Source organism: Candidatus Brachybacter algidus (assembly GCF_016707225.1).
GTDB lineage: Bacteria > Bacteroidota > Bacteroidia > Chitinophagales > Saprospiraceae > Parvibacillus > Parvibacillus algidus.
In genome coordinates this window covers 770,951-790,494 of record NZ_JADJID010000001.1, presented here as the reverse complement: position 1 = coordinate 790,494, position 19,544 = coordinate 770,951, and the positions used below count along the sequence as shown (strand labels likewise).

Genomic DNA, 19,544 nt, shown 5'->3' with positions numbered 1-19,544 from the left:
CCACTTTTCAACTTACAATAGTTCTGTTTTTTAGTGTCAGATGCAAATGAGAGTATGCTTCATCGTAATATTGCAATATTACATTTGACTTTAAAAATCGCACAAACCCTCTTGTGTTCATAAGACACATACTCCATCTAATTCATTTCCCACAATTTAACTTACAATAGTTCTGTATTTTAGTGTCAGATGCAGGTATGAGTATGCTTCATCGTAATATTGCAATATTACATTTAGCCCAGAAATTATAGAAATTTCTTCAATACCCGGCCAAAAAAGCTCCATAAAGAAAAAAACTTCAGGTTTCTCTGATATGTCATTAAAACCTTACTGTCCAGACGGGACTCCCTACTTGCCTGCCTACGCAGGCAGGGAACCGCGCGACCTCCGCCGTGGCAGCGCGGCAATTATTTAGAAACTTAAACAAACAAAAAAAGCCCTAGATTTCTCTAGAGCTTCTTTTAACCTTGCGGTCCGGACGGGACTCGAACCCGCGACCTCCGCCGTGACAGGGCGGCATTCTAACCAACTGAACTACCGAACCATTTTGCTTATCACTTGTCAACTGCTTGACTTGTTTACCAAAGCGGTGCAAAGATAGTAACACTTCTCTTACCTCAAAATATTTTTCAATATTTTTGTAAAATAAATTCAACAATAGCTTTCAAACTATGGTATAGCTTATTTCTTCTACTTTTTTTATTTCCATTTAAGTAATTTTCATAACTTGCACTAATAACTTTATGAGAATACTAGGAATAATACCAACAAGATACGCATCTTCCCGTTTTCCGGGAAAAGCATTGGCTGATATAGGAGGCAAACCAATGATACAATGGGTCTACGAACAATCCAAAATGTCTTCTTTCCTCACTGAACTTATCGTAGCAACAGATGATGAAAGGATTTTTGATAGATGTACTGCACTCAATATTCCAGTGGAAATGACTGCGGATTACCACAGAAGTGGCACAGACCGTTGCGCTGAAGTTGCAAAAAAGCATCCGGATTTCGAGGCAGTAATCTATATACATTGCGATGAACCGTTTATTATGCCTATTCAAATAGACATCCTGGCCAAGACTTTATTACAAAACGATTCAGCTGAGATCGCCACACTTGCCAAGTTTATCCAATCACAGGAAGAACTAGACGACCCTGATGTAGTTAAGATCGTCTTCGGAAGTAATATGGAAGCCATATACATGAGTCGCCACCCTATCCCCTATTTTGCTTTCGCCAATAAGGAAGAATGGCTCTTGAGACACCAATACTATAAACATATTGGTCTTTATGGTTTTAAAATGGAGACTTTATTAGAGGTTTCTTCGATAAACGAAAGCTATCTTGAAACTTCTGAAAATGTGGAAGCTCTTCGCTGGATCGAAAACGATTACAATGTTAAAGTTGCCCTAACTGACAACGACAGTATAGAAATAAATACACCTGAAGACCTGGAAGAATTACTAAAGCTGCAAACTCCGCCTTTGTTATAAACTTTCAGAAGAAAAGCCAAAAGGCAAAATATCTTTAACACTATTCATCACGTGGATTGGTCCGGAGGACCCTTTTAGAATAATTGTTATTGGAGATCCTTGCTTGTTTTCAAATTCAGAGAGCATTTGACGACATGCACCGCAAGGTGCTACTGGAGAATCCAATAATTGATTGGCTGAGGAAGCAGTGACAGCGACCTGCACAATAGGAGATTTAGCTCCTGAAGAACTGTATGAAGCCAAAAGCGAACCTTCTGCGCAAATACACATAGGGAACGCAGCATTTTCCATATTAGCACCAATAAAAATATTGCCATCCTGATCCATTAGAGATGCCCCGACATGAAAATTAGAATATGGTGCATATGCATTAGACATTGCCTTGTATGCCTCGTCAAGTAACTTACGTTGTTCTGCAGTTAGTTCATCAAGACTGTCATATTGCTTAAAGGAGATGGTTATATTTTTATCTATCATAAATCTAAAGTTGTAATAAATGTAAAGTATTAAATTAATATTTTATAAAATAGTTGAATGAATCACTTTTTTCAACCTAGTATTTAATAAATTCGCCCTTTGTAAGTGGCATTTTTGAGATTATCCCAAGAGCAATATTTTATCACAATAAAAGTACAAAGTGAAGCAGATTATTTTATTTGGAGCCGGTCGCTCAGCAACCTATCTAATTGACTATTTGCTTGAACATGCTGAAGCAGAAGAATTTCAATTAGTCCTTGCAGACTCTAACATAGAAATAGCAGAACTTAAAATTGGCAATCATCCAAGAGGTAGAGCTGTAGCATGCGACATCAATGACACCGCAATGCGACAAGCACTCATAGCGCAAGCTTCTTTCGTAATTTCTATGCTGCCTGCATTTCTGCATTTTCTAGTCGCAAAGGATTGTCTTCTTTACGGAAAGGATATGGCCACCGCTTCCTATTTAAGTGATGAAATAAAAGCAATGGAACCGGAAATAACTGCTAAAGGATTGGTTTTCGCCAACGAACTCGGCTTAGATCCTGGAATAGACCACATGTCAGCTATGAAACTACTGGATGAAATAAAATCCAAAGGTGGACAAATTATTTCCTTCAAATCATATACTGGAGGTCTCGTCGCAAAGGAAAGTGATGACAATCCATGGCATTACAAGGTAAGTTGGAATCCAAGAAACGTCATTCTGGCGGGACAATGTACCTCTCAATATCTTGAGAATGGAGAAATTAAATTTTTACCATACTCCAGACTATTCAGTCAATCTGAAGAAGTCGATGTCATCGGCCATGGTAATTTTTCAATGTATGTCAACAGAGACAGCATTAAATATGTAGACCTTTATCGTTTAGATGGGATAAATACTATGATCAGAGGTACTTTCAGAGGTGAGGGATATTGTGAGGCATGGTCTGTTCTGATTGACCTGGGAATGACCGACGATTCAACAAAACTTTCTCTGGAAGCAGGATTTTCGATTGCAAATTTTACAAAAAGCTTTCTTATCAGTGAAGATTGTGAAACAAAAGAAAAAATTGAAAGAACAATCAGGAGAAATATAAGTCCCGCAACCTACGAAAGAATCGAATATCTTCAATTGTTTTCTGATGAGAGCTGCCCACTCTCCCACCCAACTCCTGCGCAAGTACTTGAGCATATCATTGTAAATAAATGGGTTCTAAGACCCAATGATAAAGATCTCATTGTAATGCAACATGAGGTCAAATATCGTCTGGACAATGAAGTAAGAACAGTTTATTCAACACTGTACAGAGAAGGTAAAAATGATATATATACGGCGATGGCTGAAACAGTAGGCCTACCATTGGCTATCTATGCAAAACTTAGACTGCGCGGGATGTTCAACAAACCTGGAGTCTTTATTCCTGTGGAGAAAGAAATATATGAACCAATTCTAAAAGAACTTTCCTCTCTTGGAATTCACTTCATGGAAAGTGAGAATGTATGAAGGAGGTTGAACATCAGTTAAAAAATTTATCAATTTTAAAAGATCCTATTCGATTATTTCAGGCTTTTAATGTTAGCCGCCAGATTGCTATTATTATTGGTAGCATTATACTCACGAAGAGTGCTATGTCAACTCTGGATATCGGAAAATTTGAAACCCTCAATTATCTCGGTCAATTTATTAGTGTTTTTTGGGTCAATGGCATGACTCAGGCATTTCTTGCCATTTATCCAAAGGTTGCTGAGGTTGAAAAAAAGGCATTTATAAGTAGTACATTCACTTTTTTTCTGGGCATATCTTTTATTTGTTCAGTAATACTTGTGGTGGGAAGACCACTGCTACTTCCTTTTTTAATAGAATCAAAAACGATAGAAGGGTTTTATTGGTTCAGCCTTTACAGTTTTATCAACATTCCATCGATGTTGATCCCATCAATACTCATGCTTAAGAAACAAAGTAGTGAACTTCTAAAATTCACAATTTTCTACTTTCTTGGATATATAATCGTGTTTTTTCTAAATCTTATTTTTGGAGGAAAATTAATCAACTTATTGATTCTGCTGAATGCGTTTGCTTTTGCATTGCTATTAATGTCCGGTAGATTATCTATTTCATTTAATCTAAATGCCTACAAATTACAATGGGTCAAGCGACTCACCCTTATTGGTTCACCTTTGATCGGATATGCTATCCTTTCCGGAATAGCACCAATTTATGACAGCTGGCTTGTTCAAAGATTTTATGAAGACAAATCGATTTTTGCAATTTTTAGATACGGAGCCCGTGAATTTCCGCTGACTGTAACATTGGCAATTGGATTGGGAACAGCGTTGGTGCCTTTAGTCAGTCAAAATTTATCGCAAGGTGTTAAGGAAATTCGTTTGAGGTCCAAGCGTCTTTATCCATATATATTCGGCACATCGGCCTTGTTATTGCTTGGATCTAAATACTTTTTTCCTTTAGTCTTCAACGAATCTTTTGCAGCTTCAGCTCCAGTATTTAATATTTATATACTGTTAATAATAAGCAGGATGATCTATCCTCAAACTATTATGTTAGGTCAGAAAAGAACTAAAGCGTTGCTTTATATTGCAATCCTGGAGCTCATGATTAACATATTTGTAAGCTTAGCTCTGGCATTCAAATTTGGGCTATTGGGTATAGCTGCAGGCACTGTAATCGCATTTTCTTCCGAAAAGATCATGCAAATCATTTATTTAAAATTAAAACGAGGAATATCGATCCACCATTATGTTGACGTTAAACCTTATGCGTTATACAGTGCAGGACTAGTTATAGTTTGGCTTTTCACCATTCTATTTTAATTTCAATCTTCTGCCTCGAGATCGTCAATCACCTGTTGAATAGCGCGATCGTTCAATTCATTCATTTCTTCTTCTGAAGGTACATTTATTCTGGGATTTATGTCCATTACTTTATACAATAATGCTTCAAGGCAGCTTATTCGCATATTCAATTTCACTACTTCTTCGTATAAATTAACATCTGTTTCCATATTATCTCAAAGTTTTAATAATTATTAGAATTGTTCAAATTTAACGCTAAATATCTAAATAAAATGAAGACCAAGAAAGCTAAAATTCTAAATTAAATGTTAAACTAATAAATTGGCAACAATTTTGATACATATTGAGCAATTTAGGCTTCATAGAATTGAATTTAGTCGAAAAATATATCACTTTTAACTCAAATTTGAAATTAAATTGGACGAATGCCTGTTTGCAAATCAAGTTGATTATTACATCTTTAAATTACTTTTTAATGTTTGATCAAATTTACTTTTAAAACAAAGCTAAATACCGTGCTCCCAACTATTTATAAAACATTCATTCTAATAATTGCCACTTTGCTATTTATATACTTAAGTACCGTCAATATTGAATATTTTATTAACCGGGCAAGCGATTTTAAGCTAAATATTCTGGCGTGGATAATTGAATTGACTTTAGTATTCTTATTACTATATTTACCTATCACAAAAATAAAACACATAAAATGATCACTATTTTACTACTCGGACTAACATTATTATGGACAATCATCGCGGTACTAAAGGAGAAAGGCAAACCCAAACCTTCATACATGCATGCCATTATTATCTTGTTAGTTGGTGCTGGAATTGCACTCATACAACCTTTCAAGATAGAACGTGTCGACGCCGGCCATGTTGGAATAAAAGTAAATCTGGCAGGAGATAACAGAGGCGTAGGAAAGTATGAATATAAAACTGGCTGGGTTATTATCAACAAATGGATCAATAAATTATATGAGTTCCCGACTTTTCAGCAAAGCATTGAATATCCGGAGCAAAGCGTCATCACTAAAGGGGGTCTTAGTGCCTCCATACACCCAAAATTCAACTATAGTCTAAAAGCGGGTGATATAGGTGACATGTTTTCTAATCTTAGAATTCCTGTGAAGGATATAGAACAAGGATGGTTACAAAACGCTATCGTTGGAGCTGTAAATGATGTGGCCAACAAATGGACTATTGATGATATATTTAATAACAGGGAACAATTTGAAGCTGATATTATTAAAGAATCAAATAAAAGAGTTTCCAAGTGGTTTATTATCAGTCAGTTAAGAACGAATATAATACCTCCGCAATCTCTCCAAATTAATATTCAGGAAAAAACAAATGCTATCCAAAAAGTACAAATTGCTGAAAATAATAAGCTGGTTGCAATTGCTCAAGGTCTTGAAAGAATAGCTAAAGCACAGGCAGATAGTGCTACAGCTGTCATCACAGCATCCGGTGAGGCGAGAGCCATAAAAATTAAGCAATTATCTCTAAACCAGGAATATATCGATTATCTAAAGGTTCAGAAATGGAACGGTGTAAGTCCTACAATGGTTACATCAGATAAAAGTGGGTTTATAATTAGCCCGGGAAAAACAAATTAATCTAAAATCTTTCAGAATGAACGTAATATCAATCAATGCCGGCACTCGAGAAGTTGTGATAAAAACGGGTAAGGAACACTACAACCTTTATGAGTTGGATCTTCTAAATGTTATCGATACGCAAGAACTTGACAAAATTGTGCACCATGCCTTCTCTGCAGCTTCAGATATAGAATCAGCAGAGGTAATATTAAGGGACAAAGGAATAGTGCTGAGGTTGATTAGGGAGGATTAAGGAGGAGAAATTTGGCCTAATGTAAGGTATGATTAATTTAAGAACAGCCTATTGTGTTGTTTATCAAATAGCGGAAATTATTATAAGTTAAAATACACTAATTGATTATTTGGCTATCTGATTATTTATTTCAAACTTTTTAAATTCCATTCCATTCCAGGTAAACACACCACCTCCATCAGTTCCAAACCATAATTTACCATTTTTATCTTTGTATATTGCCTGGATAATATCACTTGTCAAACCCTCATTAGTAGTATAATTTATAAACTTTATTCCATTGAACCTCCAAACCCCACAGTCTATTGTACCAACCCATATGTCACCTGCATTGTCCTCTTCAATCGCCCAGATCCTTGCCATTGTACCGGATTTCGACAATCCCGAAAGCACAAACATTTCATTCTCAAGATGAAAGGTTTTTGTGATATTTGTAAGTTGCTTTCCATCAAACTTAAAAAGACCTGAACCATTATTTCCAAACCAGAAGTTGCCTTGGCTGTCTTCAAATATGGCGCGCACTGCAGGACCGGCCAGCCCATCATCAGATAACCAGGTAAATTCCTTTCCATTAAATCTAATGACACCCTCTGCCTGCGTTCCAAACCAAATATTTCCCTTTTTATCTTGGTAAGTACAATACACCGTATTGGCCAAAGCCGGCTGGGTAAATGGCCTGACAGCCATTACCAGGCTCGAAATGTTATTTACTTCTTCTTTGATAGGGAGGAAAATATAATTTAATTTTTTTCCATCAAACCGGTAAGCTCCACCACCTGCACCAAACCACAAGTTCTCTTTAGAAAGATTTATATCATAGCTTGCTAAAGTTTTCATATGAGAACTCTCCGTGTCAGCATAGGTTTCAAACTTTTTTCCGTCAAACTTACTCACTCCAAGTGGGGTATTAAACCAAGTATTCCCTGCATCATCCTCCTGAATACTAAATATCTGGTTATTGACAAGACCAGACTCCTGGTTGTAAAGCAATAACTCTTTTCCATCAAAACGATAAACTCCCAATCCATCAGTGCCAAACCAATAATTGTTTTTACTATCCTGAAAGATTGTCCTGATATTGTCGCTTAATTGGGTTACTTTATTTGATGCTATCAAATCCGAATTCAACGAGTCCGAAAGAATAACATTTTGATCGACTTTTTTTTCTCCATTCTTTTGACCACAAGATGAAAATAGAAGAAATTGCATCACTAAAACAAATATTGGATTGAAAAATAAATAACCGTAGAATTTATGCTTCACTTGCGACATATCAGTTTGAAATTATTAAAAGTTGTGGGTCCAGGGAATGATGTTTCATTAAACCATTGAACCGAAAACAACTTTCAGGTCCAATATCTATAATTCGTTTTTGTTATTCTGAAAAAATTTCAAATGTTTGTCCATTATAGCGATATAGCTCACAATTTCGACTTCCTACCCAAATATTTCCTTTCTTATCTTCTAAAATAAGGGTTACAGAAGTGTTACTCAACCCATCTTTTTTTGTAAACTCAGTAAACGATTTACCGTCATATTTCCAAAGACCACCTTTGGTGATGTCATTGTCATTCGTATAATCTGAACCATACCAAATATTTCCTTTGCTATCTACCAGAATAGCTTGCAGTAATTCTTTTCTCAAATAATGAGGTTGGACATAATCCGAAAATGTTTTTCCATCATAAGTTATCATACCAAAATGTCGGGTATCAAACAGTATATTCCCACTCTTCTCCTCGGCTATTTTACGCACCCATCCTTCACCTTGTGGTTTGAATTTGGTTAAGGTTTTTCCATCAAAAAACACAATGCCTTCAAATGCCATTGGTCCGGAGCCAAACCATATGTGGCCATTTTTATCTTCAAACATGCATTGCACATATTTTAAAGTAAGACTACTGTCGTTCTTAATGGAGTAATCATCTAAAAATCGGGTGTAGTTATTACCATCATAACAGACAACACCATCTTTCGTGCCAAACCAAATTATTCCTTTTTTATCCTGCATAATGCTATAAACATCATTAACAAAAGGTGACTTAGCACTTATCGTATTGCTTAACTGAGCACCTGCAGTGATCGACTTTCTAATTTGTTGAATGGTCTTTCCATCATAGTAGCAAACACCTTTGTTTGTTCCAAACCAAATGTTTCCATCTCTGTCTTCCAATATCGCCCGAACAACATTGCTGCTTAGCCCATCTTTAATAGTAAATTGTGTGAATACCTTATCCTCATACAAAAAAACGCCTTCAGTGCCTGTACCAAACCAAATATTCCCTTTCTTATCTTCCAACCCACACGAAATGCCTTGATATTCATTTGAACCCAGCGTTTTAATCAGTTTCGTATTCTTTCCTGCAACTGATGGTTGTTCGACAATAATTTCTTTTGGCTTTTCTGTTTTTATCTGTCCATTACAAGAGGTAAAAAAGAGAGATACAAAAAAGAAAGATAAGACGTTATGCATATGTTTGGTAATATTCATCGATAAGGGTCGTCTTATTGTTTAATTCTATTTACAACTGCAATTGCCATTCCGTCATATTCTTTTATACCAACGTTTTGCACAATTGTCGCTGTAACGTTTTTGTTTTCACTTAGCATTTTATTTAAGCGTTGCACCCCTTTTACTTTTTCATCCGTACTGTTAATATCCAGGACTTTCCCTTCCCGGATCACATTATCACAAATAATAAGGGTTCCCGGTCTCGAAAGCGCAACAGCATAATTGAAATATTCGGTGTAAGGTGGTTTGTCTGCATCGATAAAAATCATATCGAAAGGTCCTTCATTTTCTGCAACAATATTTGGCAAAATATCCAAAGCACTTCCAACTCTTAGTTCTACTTTACGCGTGAGTCCTGCATTTTCAATATTTTTTCTTGCAACTTCCGCGTGATGCGGGTCAAACTCCATGGTAATTACTTTACCATCGTCCGGCAATGATCTGGCAAGCCAGATCGTGCTATAACCACCTAAAGTGCCTATCTCCAAAATTTTTCTGGCATCACAAAGTATCGCCATTACTTGTAAAAACTTTCCTTGATTTGCCGAAACACTATGCTGCGGCAACCCTTCTGTGTCAAGTGATCTTATAGTATCCGTTAAGGTTTTGTCTTCCGGTGCGAGCAAGTTGCTAATGTAGGTGTCAACCTCTCCAAAAATATCTGTATTCATCAATTATAATTGCTTAAATAATGTTGTCTCAGGGTTGCTGGCTATCTTTAATAGTTAATGCCGGCAATAGAATGTACTTAATAATTTATTCGCTTAGCAGCCACCTTTGCGAGGGCTGCGTTTGTAAACGATTTTGCCCTCACGTTCTACATAGTTACCCGTTATGATTGGATATGCATACTTTGGTGCATGCGATACGTGCTGGCTTTTTATAATTATTTTGTCGTTAACTTTCAAGGTACGCAACAGATCAAATTCACTTTTAAAATTCATAATATTCTTCCCTGGCGTTTCTATTCCAAAAGAAAGAATGTAATCGTCACTATTGATTCTGACCATTACACCGAAACCTACTTTTGCTCCTTTAGGAAGAGAAAGAGAAGTGACCACTCCCTCCATATTGGTATTATTTCTAATGGAGTTATTAATCTTCGCTTCAGCGGCATACACTTTTATACCTGCATGAGACACTTCCCATTCTTTGTACAAAATACCTGCAGGAGTTGCCTCCCATTTTTTCCTTTCAGCGTTCCTTTGATCAATAGAGAGCGGTTTTTGGATTGACTTATTAGAAGTTTCATTTCCAAATTCAAGTGTAGCAAATACCACTCCGCTTGCCACTAATAGCGGCAGAATCACTTCAATAATGACTTTTTTCATATCTTCTGTTTGTTTAATTCGTCAGTTTAATTTGTTTAAGTACAATTTATGTTCAAAGCATAATTTGCTCTACAATGATCGCTTACAAATTATTTAGTGAAGATATAGCAATGAAAATGGAAGAGGGGAACAATAACAGGTGGGTAACAAGTGGAGGTTAGATACTTAATTACTTTCATTAAAGGGAGGTATTTCAAGAATTGATGTTCCATAATAAAAGAAGAATTTAATTTTTATTCATCTCCTGTCTGTCTGATGCACTTATATATTGCTTTGCAATTCTGTTCTCAGGATTCTTGTCGAAAGTATATAAAGTCAATACAAAAAACCATTCCAGTGGTTTCATTATAATATAGATAAAGTCCGAAAAATACTTGTTATTAAATATATCATATTTCTTAATGATCAAATCGCCAACCTTATCATACTGTTTTCTGATATTTTTATGAAGAAAAGGAAGGTTTTCCTGGAGCAAGTCTTCAAATGCATTGGAGATCAGAAGTTGTCTATTGCAAATAATGTCATGCCCATGACGAATACCCCACCTTTGTGGCTTTACCAATGCTGTATGGCCATTGGCAGCAACAGAACATAAATAATGTCCGCCACATTCTACATTTTCACATTTGTAATCCCATTGCGAAAAGCCTTGTTTGTAGGTTTCAGTAAAAGCTCTGATTAGGGAATCTGGTTTTTGACCAAATAGTAATAAAATTACTGTGAGCATAAAAATGATAGGGAAACAAAGGATCAAGATCACTGTAAATTTCATCAGTGGATGTGCATTTAATATTTCCCAAGCCAACTTAATTATAAAATTTTCTGTCTTAAAATCCCTTTCCTGCGCAAATGTCATAAAAGTCTTGTGATTCTTTATAAGCACCATAATAGTCAGAAAATATTGGTAAAATACCCCCAAGGACAAGCAATATATCATTTACTTGAATCGCTATAAATATATTCAATATTATTCCTATAACCAAAGAGGCATTGACCATGATCTCTACAATGGGACAAGCTATTTCATTTCTGTAACTAGAATAAAAATAAGAAATCACGCAACATGCTATAATCACTGATATCGAGAGCATATGTTCCGGAGCAAATAATGCACTCATATCTACACAACATTCATTTGGACCGTGTACAATTACATATAACCCGGGCAAAATTAAAAAAGAGATAACTTCTATTAAGACAATTAAAGGGCGGGATAATAAGTGATCTCCTGTCATTATATAAATAAAAAAGTCAAAGACACTAAGAAGTGCAGGAAGAGCAATAAGTAGTGCTAATAAGACCAAAAACAACATACAATTAAGTTTTAAGATTTAAGAAAAGCAAATAAAATAAAAGTACTTTGAAATACAAAGTTATCATTTATAATTGATCTGTACTAAAAAAATATCAAAATCCAAGATTTGGTTAAATCAAGTACTCCAAGATTTGAAGACATTTTAGTATATGGTGTGAGTTGAAGACATCCTCAAATAGGGAAAGAATATGAAAATCCTAATTAAATATTCTTTGAAATAAGAAACATAATCAACTTAGCGATTTTTCTTAACTACTTCGTAGGCATATAAAACCTTAAAAGATCCGGCTCTTTAATTGGCATGGTGAAATGTGAGGGCGGATCTAAGTATGGCATCTTTTCTGGGGAAGGTTGGGTTGTTTCAGGGAGATATTGATTTTTTCCAAGACTTTTCAAATCCAGTGGCTGCTCATGCGCAAGCACTTGATCATTCATGTTTTGCAGTTCTGGAATTATTATTTTGTAATTTTTGCTATCGTACTCTCGCATCATTCCTTTATCAGGGCTTTTTAAATAAAACTGCTTGGGAGATTGACTTTGTGTTTGCGAGAATATTGGCATGTGATATGCAATTACCAATAATGCAATAATTATATTCTTCTTCATAATGATGTTATTAAATACACTGAACTTAATTAGTTCTCGAATTCAATGATTATGACAAAATTAAGGGATTTATTTATAATTTACAAAAATGAACTTTTAAAACAATGTTAAAAGTTTCAAGAAATTAAAAGACACAAAGATCTTACACATTCAAATTTGCATTATGCTAAATCTGTACTCCTAAGTATTAAAGGGAAAATGATGGAAGTAAGTCTGAAGTCTGAGCGAAGATGGGTACCCGGAGCGGGACTTGAACCCGCACGACCTTGCAGTCACAAGATTTTAAGTCTTGCGTGTCTACCATTTCACCACCCGGGTAAATAAAAATAAGAAATAATGGAGCGGGAAACGAGACTCGAACTCGCGACCCCGACCTTGGCAAGGTCGTGCTCTACCAACTGAGCTATTCCCGCATTTGGTGTTGCTTTTCTTCAGAAGCGTCGCAAAGGTATATTTTTATTTTTAATTTCAAAACTATTTGAAAAAAAATTATTCATTATTTCCTGAAACGTTGCTGCCATCCCATAGCAAGAACTCTTTTAAGAATCCGGAGATGTCCCCATTCAGCACAGCATCCGTATTATTATTGGTAAATCCTGTTCGGTGATCCTTTACTCTACGATCATCTAATACATAAGACCTGATCTGACTGCCCCATTCATTCTTCATCTTTCCTGCTTCTACCGCATCTTTCTCAGCCTGCTGTTTTGCCAATTCTTTCTCATAAATACGAGATTTGAGCAACACAAGAGCCTTCTCCCTGTTTTGGATCTGGCTGCGCTCTTGCTGGCATTCCGCGACCAAACCGGTCGGAAGGTGCCGCACACGCACTGCAGACTCCGTCTTATTGACGTGCTGACCTCCTGCCCCACTCGCCCGGAATGTATCCCATTCCAGATCTGCCGGATTTAAAGTAATTTCTATTCTATCATCCACCATTGGATGGACGAAGACAGAAGCAAAAGAGGTCATTCGCTTGCCTTGAGAGTTGTAAGGGCTAACACGGACCAATCTATGGACGCCATTTTCACCTTTGAGCAAGCCGTAAGCAAGGTCTCCGGTTATTTCGAGCGCAACTGATTTTATGCCAACCACATCACCTTCGGTGATGCTAAGCTCAGAAACTTTAAAGCCATTTTTTTCTGCGTACATCAGATACATCCGCATGAGCATAGCTGCCCAGTCACAAGCCTCTGTACCACCGGCACCTGCATTGATCTCGAGAATGGCATTAAGTTCGTCCTCCTGTTTTGTGATTGTACTTTTAAACTCCATCTCGTCGATAAGACCCATGGCTATTTGATACATTTCATCAACTTCACCATCGGTCATTGCATCTTCCCGGTATAGTTCCAATGCGACTGAAGCCTCATCTACTGCAAGTGAGCCGTTTTTAAACTTATCTACCCAAGTCTGGTGTGTCTTGAGATCTTTTAAGGTCGCTTCCGCCTTTTTTGGATCGTCCCAGAAGTTTCCTGCTAAAGATTCCTGGGTCTTATCCTCTATTTCGTGAATTCGTTGATCGACGTCAAAGATACCTCCTTAAGGAAGCCAATCTGTCCTGCAGATCTTTAAGCTGTTCGATAGTCATTGCTGATTAAAGTTTAATGGTTAAAAATGTGTGTTAGTTAATAGACTCTAGATACTAGAATGTAGTATCTCAAGACTAGGCTGTAAACTTACAATGTTTTATTCTGCTATTTCAATGTAAAATGCCAACTCTGCATTGCTTGGAATGTAATCCGGAATACCTTCCTCACCATAAGCAAGATCTGCAGGGATGAATAGTGTAGCTTTGGTGCCTCTTTTTAAAAGCAGTAATGCTTCATCCCAACCTGGTATGACTAGTCCTGTGCCAATGGTAATTGTAAAGGGGGCACCTCGCTCGTAAGAACTATCAAATTTCAGACTATCAGCTGTTGTTAGGCCCAAATAATTTATTTTTATTGCATCTCCAGCTTTTATTTGACTCCCTTTACCTTCTGAATGAGTCAAATAAGATAAGCCACTTGCAGTTCTTTTTAACTCTGGGAGCTTATTTAATTTATAGTTGGCGATATGCTCCTTTAACATAATCTCTATACCTGCTTCTCTGCCTCTTAAGATATTTTTATCTTTTTCAGTTATCACATTTTTGACAACAATTCTATATGTAATTGTCTTCCAACCCAACATCGTAGGTGGTAAATCACTGAATGTATCTATCTTTTCATAGATAAGGATACTGTCCAAAGGCCTCATCAACCCGATTGCATCAAAAACTGGATTAGGAACTTCCATTAGTGACTCGACAGGGAAAGTAAGTTCAGGTTGATTAGGTATTAATTTAGAGTCCTGTAAAATTGAATCTTTGTGCAATATCATGATATCAAAATAGACGATATCGCCACTCGTCACCATATCACCGTTACCCTTCTTGAACAATTTATAGTCGTAGCCACCTTTGGTAATTCCAGTGACTACTTTGGCTTTCGAACTTGATTTATTTTTCCTTTGCGCTTCAATTCCATTACAAATCAAAAAGAAGGAAAGCAATACAAATAAATAATCTATAATTTTCATAACATTGATTTTATAAATAAGCCCTTACTTGCAGAAGTAAGGGCTTAAGGTTTTTTTATTATTAGTTCAATTTATTTAATTGACTCTATATAGAAAGCAAGTTCAGCATCCGGTGGAATCATATCCTGAATACCTTGTTTACCATAAGCAAGATTGCCAGGTATAAAGAAGGTAGCTTTATCGCCTTTTTTCATTAGTAATAATGCCTCTTCCCATCCTTGAATTACTCTACCAGCTCCTACAGGAAAACTGAATGCTGTTCCTTTTGCGTAAGATGCATCGAATTTTTTAGCATCAGCTACTGTTGCACCATAATAGTACACTTTCGCAGTTTCACCTTTTTGAGTAGTTGGCCCTGAACCTTCAGTATGCATAACATATTTTAGTCCTGTTGCTGTCGTTTTGAGGTCTTTAATAGTACCTGCTTTATAGTCAGCAATATCTTTTTGTATCAACTTCTCAACTGCAGGTTCCATATCTCTAACAACCTTTTTCTCAGATTCACCTACGACGTTTTTCACCTTAATGGTATAAGTTATCTCTTTCCACTCTTTCATGTTTGGAGGAAAATTCTCTTTAGGCATTGTGTCGATTCTCTCTCGAATTACGATGCTATCGCCCTTTCTCATCAATTTCAAAGCATCAACTACAGGATTGGGTGATGTCATCAATGAATCTGGAGGCATTAAAAATTCCGGCTGCTGTGGGCTTGATTTAGAATCCTGAAGCACTGAATCTTTATGCATGATCACCATATCAAAGAATACAAGATCATTGGTTTTGATTATTTCACCTTCACCTGTTTTGAATAATGTGTAGGAATAACCATTTTTGGATACACCGCCATTTTCATCTTTTTTGCAAGAAATGATGCTTACTGAAAGAAGCAACAATATAAAAAATGATAAATTTTTCATAGAATAGATTAAAATTATGTTTAATATGAATTAATAATTTCTGTTTTGTACTTTTCCGTTGCTTCCTCAAAAGTGCTGATGACAGTCTTCAAACTACTATATAAAGCACCTCCTGAAGCATTCTTGTGACCTCCACCTCTAAAATATTCTTTCGCCATTTTCTCAACTGAAAAATCACCTTTTGATCGAAGTGACACCTTAACTATACTTGGTTGCTCGGAAATAAAACCAGCTATATTAACAATATCAAGTCTTAAAAGATAATTTACAATACCTTCAGTATCACCACGTTGAATATTGAAATCCATATAGTCCTTTTTAGACAAATAGATCAATCCTGCCTTTCTATCAGGATATATGTTCATTCTGTTTGACAAGCAATGACCAAGTAATCGTAATGATTTCTCAGGCATATGATTATAAAGCATGTCCTGAACATGTGCGATATCACCTCCTTGGGAAATGATCTCACCCGCATTTTTGAATGTATTCGGGCTTATGCTGTATTTAAAAGATCCTGTATCAGTGATCATGCCCACCAACAATGCCTCAAGTCCATGAATAGTAATAGCGCTCAACCAGCCGGCCCCCTTAAAAACCTCATACAAAAGTTCACAAGTAGAACTTATCTCAGGTTCAGAAATCAGGATATCAGCAAACCCATCCGGATAAAGGTGATGATCTATCATAACCTTAGTGGCATCCGACACTCGAATTGCCTCTCCGATCTTATCCACGCGCTCTAGTGAATTGTAATCAAGACAAAAAATAACTTCTGCAGATTTAATAAGTTCTAAGCTTTTATCCTGCTCTCTATCATACACATAAATTTCACCAGAGCCATGCAGCCATGAGAGATCATCAGGAAAATCCGATGGGACGACAACATTAACAACATGAAGGTGGGCGTCCAAAACAGTTTTTAAGGCTAAGCAAGACCCAATAGCATCACCATCAGGATTTCTGTGCGAAGTTATCACTATGTTCTTTGGAACATTGAGACAATTGATTAGATCTTGTATTTCTTTCATAAAAATCTATGATTAGCAAAGGAAGTAAGACGATACAAAGGGATAAATTGTTTAAAATCTGTTATGAAAATTAATATTCCCTATCTTTTTAAGCTCCCAATTTGCTAAGCCGCCGCAAAAGTCGCTTTTTTTCTATATATAAAAAAATAAAAATGAATGAAAAACGAAAGCTTTTCTGCCTAAAATAAATTTTTATATACTTTTGTGGGATAATACAAACTAATTTAAAATAACTTATTAAAAATGGCGAACAACCGAACATTCACAATGATCAAACCTGATGCTGTGCAGGATGGACATATTGGAGCGATCTTATCACACATTAATCAGGCTGGTTTCAGGATCGTTGCGATGAAATTAACGAGACTTTCACAAAGCACTGCAGGGAAATTTTATGAAGTACATAAAGAAAGACCTTTTTATGGTGAACTTGTAGACTTTATGTCTTCTGGGGCAATAGTAGCTGCCATTCTTGAAAAAGAAAATGCTGTAGAAGATTTTAGAAAACTGATCGGCGCAACTAATCCTGCTCAAGCTGAAGCTGGCACTATCAGAGCATTATTCGCTAGAAGCGTAGGAGAAAATGCAGTACATGGTTCTGACTCAGACGAAAATGCTGCTTTGGAAAGCGCATTTCATTTCGCAGGAACAGAAGAATATTAATATATGAATAAGGCCATTAAAAGCTTCTTTAAAAGAAAGATAGTTGAAAATGTGCTTCTTATATTTATCTTATTAGGGGTAATTATTACGGTATTTACCCCTAATCTTCCTTTTATACAACGCAGTGCTGATTTGGCAAATCAATCCATGATGATTTATCTTGCGTTTGGAATGTTCTTTCTAATAGTCGATCAGACTAGATTGATGATTATCACAATGATCAGTGCTGCAATCTTCGCTTTTTTCCTAAAGGAATCCACTAATTCCAGAATTAAATATGCAGCAGTCAATTCCTCTGAAAAATTTAAAATTTCACTGATTAACCTCTCCTCAATAGATTCTGATCCTTCAAAAGTAATCCGGAATATAGCAAAGAAAAATTTTGATTTGCTGGTATTTCAGGAATATACACCAAACTGGAAGTCGCTTATTGAAGATAATCTGAATACTAGTTACCCATTCAAAATCAGTATTCCAAGGATCGATGTTTATGGTCTTAATGTCTACAGTAGATATCCTATTCTAAAACAAGATACTTTGTATTGTGAGGAAATTCCAATTCTGCGATTGGAGGTCTTTAAAAACAATCAAAGGTTTATCATTTTGACGGCATATTTCCCACCACCAATTAATAACTTATCGAAAAAAATTAATCAGGATGAGTTAAATTTAATCGCACAAAGCATAAAAGACTTGGACGAACCAGTAATAGTGGCCGGTGTTTTCAATATAGTACCATGGTCACCTGAGATCCAATCTTTTAAAGATAAGGGCGACTTGATCGATAGCAGAAGTGGCTATATTCCCAGCATGGATAAGAATTCAGGTGGAATCTTCGGCAAACCGGTTACTCATATTTTTTATAAACCAGCATTAGAATGCACCAACTTCAATATAAGCAGAGCCGATAACGATGAATATGGCATAGAGGCATTCTTCCAACTTCAGGAAAATAAATAGCTTCAGGGAATATTCTAACACTGCCATTTACCTTTTCATTACTCTAAGAAATTCAAATAAGTGATTTAAAAAATTTATTTGTTAATATTTTAAAACATCTAAACTTTAAGGACAATAATGTATTAATAGAGTGATTTCTTTTTATATAATTTATGCATCTTTGCGAAATCTTTCAAATAACGGATAATATATTTTTCATGATCATATTATATTTCTTTTTAGCACATTGGTTTTTATCCCTATTTACTCAAACCTTTTTTTTACATCGATATTCATCCCATAAGATGTTTAAGATGACACCTTTTTGGGAAAAATTCTTCTATCTATTTACATTTATTTCACAAGGAGCATCTTTTCTAAATCCAAGAGCATATGCCATCATGCATAGGATGCATCATGCATATAGTGATACAGAAAAAGACCCACATTCACCCCATTTCTTTCACGATGTGTTCTCTATGATGTGGAAAACAAAAAGCATTTATGCTGATTTCGTTAATAGACTTAAAGAGCCTGAAGCAGAATTTAAAGGCAACTATCCTACTTGGGCGCTTGTAGATCGAATAGGTGACGACTGGAAGACAAGAATTGGATTTGGCATCATATACACGGCAATTTATGTTGGGTACGCTACTAGTCCATGGTTATTTCTCCTGCTTCCAATCCATTATCTGATGGGACCGATGCACGGCGCTTTGGTCAATTGGTGTGGTCATAAATATGGATATAGCAACTATGACAATGGTGACAAATCAAAAAACACAACACCTTGGGGATTTCTAATGTTGGGAGAATTATTCCAAAACAATCATCATAAGTTCCCTAATAGCCCTAAGTTCGCAAGTAAGTGGTACGAGATTGATCCTACATACTACATGATGCTAGCGCTAGATCGTATAAGAGTTATAAAAATTCGTAAAAAATAATTGGCTGCTATTTAATGCCTAACTATCATTCTATTTATAATTTATTAAAATATAATGATAAAAATGTGACCTAAGCATGTTTTAGCGTCTTAAATA

The 19,544-nt window shown here is 35.9% G+C and carries 21 protein-coding genes and 3 tRNA genes; 8 read left to right on the top strand and 16 right to left on the bottom strand.

Annotation, left to right across the window (positions count from 1 at the left end):
- Positions 1–470: 470 nt before the first annotated feature.
- Positions 471–544 (bottom strand) — tRNA-Asp (locus IPI15_RS03210).
- A 199-nt stretch (positions 545–743) separates the two neighbouring features.
- Between IPI15_RS03210 and kdsB the strand changes: the two genes are divergently transcribed.
- Complete coding sequence (gene kdsB / locus IPI15_RS03205) at positions 744–1,496, top strand: 3-deoxy-manno-octulosonate cytidylyltransferase (protein ID WP_287400677.1); 753 nt, start codon at positions 744–746, stop codon at positions 1,494–1,496.
- On the opposite strand, the gene cdd is transcribed toward kdsB, so the two are convergent.
- Complete coding sequence (cdd, locus tag IPI15_RS03200) at positions 1,491–1,973, bottom strand: cytidine deaminase (RefSeq protein ID WP_287400676.1); 483 nt, start codon at positions 1,971–1,973, stop codon at positions 1,491–1,493. The two genes, kdsB and cdd, sit on opposite strands and share 6 nt — an antisense overlap.
- A gap of 160 nt (positions 1,974–2,133) precedes the next feature.
- Between cdd and IPI15_RS03195 the strand changes: the two genes are divergently transcribed.
- Together IPI15_RS03195 and IPI15_RS03190 are read left to right on the top strand one after the other, a co-directional pair.
- Complete coding sequence (locus IPI15_RS03195; protein ID WP_287419177.1) at positions 2,134–3,462, top strand: saccharopine dehydrogenase family protein; 1,329 nt, start codon at positions 2,134–2,136, stop codon at positions 3,460–3,462.
- Complete coding sequence (locus tag IPI15_RS03190) at positions 3,459–4,787, top strand: lipopolysaccharide biosynthesis protein (RefSeq protein ID WP_287400673.1); 1,329 nt, start codon at positions 3,459–3,461, stop codon at positions 4,785–4,787. Before IPI15_RS03195 ends, IPI15_RS03190 begins: the two co-directional genes overlap by 4 nt.
- Before the next feature lie 2 nt (positions 4,788–4,789).
- On the opposite strand, the gene IPI15_RS03185 is transcribed toward IPI15_RS03190, so the two are convergent.
- The gene (locus IPI15_RS03185) at positions 4,790–4,978 is read right to left on the bottom strand and encodes a hypothetical protein (protein ID WP_287400672.1); all 189 of its coding nucleotides are present in this window, start codon (positions 4,976–4,978) and stop codon (positions 4,790–4,792) included.
- A gap of 500 nt (positions 4,979–5,478) precedes the next feature.
- Here IPI15_RS03185 and IPI15_RS03180 point away from each other — a divergent pair, with 500 nt between their 5' ends.
- Positions 5,479–6,390 (top strand): SPFH domain-containing protein, encoded by a 912-nt coding sequence (locus IPI15_RS03180; RefSeq protein WP_287400671.1) that lies wholly within the window; start codon positions 5,479–5,481, stop codon positions 6,388–6,390.
- Between the two features lie 16 nt (positions 6,391–6,406).
- Complete coding sequence (locus tag IPI15_RS03175; RefSeq protein WP_287419175.1) at positions 6,407–6,625, top strand: hypothetical protein; 219 nt, start codon at positions 6,407–6,409, stop codon at positions 6,623–6,625.
- Between the two features lie 105 nt (positions 6,626–6,730).
- On the opposite strand, the gene IPI15_RS03170 is transcribed toward IPI15_RS03175, so the two are convergent.
- From IPI15_RS03170 to IPI15_RS03110, 13 genes are all read right to left on the bottom strand, one after another.
- Entirely contained in the window at positions 6,731–7,897 is a 1,167-nt protein-coding gene (locus IPI15_RS03170; protein WP_287419173.1) for a ligand-binding sensor domain-containing protein, read from the bottom strand.
- Positions 7,898–8,000: 103 nt separating this feature from the next.
- Positions 8,001–9,098 (bottom strand): ligand-binding sensor domain-containing protein, encoded by a 1,098-nt coding sequence (locus IPI15_RS03165; RefSeq protein ID WP_287419171.1) that lies wholly within the window; start codon positions 9,096–9,098, stop codon positions 8,001–8,003.
- Between the two features lie 32 nt (positions 9,099–9,130).
- On the bottom strand, positions 9,131–9,808 hold the full coding sequence (locus tag IPI15_RS03160) for an O-methyltransferase (RefSeq protein WP_287419169.1): 678 nt from the start codon (positions 9,806–9,808) through the stop codon (positions 9,131–9,133).
- A 93-nt stretch (positions 9,809–9,901) separates the two neighbouring features.
- A complete protein-coding gene (locus IPI15_RS03155; RefSeq protein WP_287419167.1) occupies positions 9,902–10,468 on the bottom strand; it encodes a hypothetical protein in 567 nt (188 codons plus the stop codon).
- A 226-nt stretch (positions 10,469–10,694) separates the two neighbouring features.
- Positions 10,695–11,354: a DUF6688 domain-containing protein gene (locus IPI15_RS03150; protein ID WP_502711640.1), complete on the bottom strand. Its 660-nt coding sequence runs from the start codon at positions 11,352–11,354 to the stop codon at positions 10,695–10,697.
- A complete protein-coding gene (locus IPI15_RS03145; protein WP_287419164.1) occupies positions 11,296–11,781 on the bottom strand; it encodes a hypothetical protein in 486 nt (161 codons plus the stop codon). Before IPI15_RS03145 ends, IPI15_RS03150 begins: the two co-directional genes overlap by 59 nt.
- A 254-nt stretch (positions 11,782–12,035) precedes the next feature.
- Positions 12,036–12,389 (bottom strand): hypothetical protein, encoded by a 354-nt coding sequence (locus tag IPI15_RS03140; RefSeq protein WP_287419163.1) that lies wholly within the window; start codon positions 12,387–12,389, stop codon positions 12,036–12,038.
- 235 nt (positions 12,390–12,624) lie between these two features.
- A tRNA-Leu gene (locus IPI15_RS03135) sits at positions 12,625–12,707 on the bottom strand.
- Between the two features lie 19 nt (positions 12,708–12,726).
- Positions 12,727–12,802: transfer RNA gene (locus IPI15_RS03130), tRNA-Gly, on the bottom strand.
- 76 nt (positions 12,803–12,878) lie between these two features.
- Positions 12,879–13,980 (bottom strand): peptide chain release factor 2 gene (gene prfB / locus IPI15_RS03125; RefSeq protein WP_287419161.1). Its coding sequence is split into 2 segments (ribosomal slippage): positions 12,879–13,919 and positions 13,921–13,980, totalling 1,101 coding nucleotides; the frame shifts between segments, so codons are not numbered across the junction.
- A gap of 98 nt (positions 13,981–14,078) precedes the next feature.
- Positions 14,079–14,951: an FKBP-type peptidyl-prolyl cis-trans isomerase gene (locus tag IPI15_RS03120; protein ID WP_287419159.1), complete on the bottom strand. Its 873-nt coding sequence runs from the start codon at positions 14,949–14,951 to the stop codon at positions 14,079–14,081.
- A 71-nt stretch (positions 14,952–15,022) separates the two neighbouring features.
- Entirely contained in the window at positions 15,023–15,868 is an 846-nt protein-coding gene (locus IPI15_RS03115; RefSeq protein WP_287419157.1) for an FKBP-type peptidyl-prolyl cis-trans isomerase, read from the bottom strand.
- A 20-nt stretch (positions 15,869–15,888) separates the two neighbouring features.
- A complete protein-coding gene (locus IPI15_RS03110; RefSeq protein WP_287419155.1) occupies positions 15,889–16,899 on the bottom strand; it encodes a DHH family phosphoesterase in 1,011 nt (336 codons plus the stop codon).
- 243 nt (positions 16,900–17,142) lie between these two features.
- Between IPI15_RS03110 and IPI15_RS03105 the strand changes: the two genes are divergently transcribed.
- The 3 genes from IPI15_RS03105 to IPI15_RS03095 all read left to right on the top strand — a co-directional run bounded on the left by IPI15_RS03105 (position 17,143) and on the right by IPI15_RS03095 (position 19,448).
- A complete protein-coding gene (locus IPI15_RS03105) occupies positions 17,143–17,562 on the top strand; it encodes a nucleoside-diphosphate kinase (protein ID WP_287400659.1) in 420 nt (139 codons plus the stop codon).
- Between the two features lie 3 nt (positions 17,563–17,565).
- Complete coding sequence (locus IPI15_RS03100) at positions 17,566–18,522, top strand: endonuclease/exonuclease/phosphatase family protein (RefSeq protein WP_287400658.1); 957 nt, start codon at positions 17,566–17,568, stop codon at positions 18,520–18,522.
- A 197-nt stretch (positions 18,523–18,719) separates the two neighbouring features.
- A complete protein-coding gene (locus IPI15_RS03095) occupies positions 18,720–19,448 on the top strand; it encodes an acyl-CoA desaturase (RefSeq protein WP_287400657.1) in 729 nt (242 codons plus the stop codon).
- Positions 19,449–19,544 lie beyond the last annotated feature (96 nt).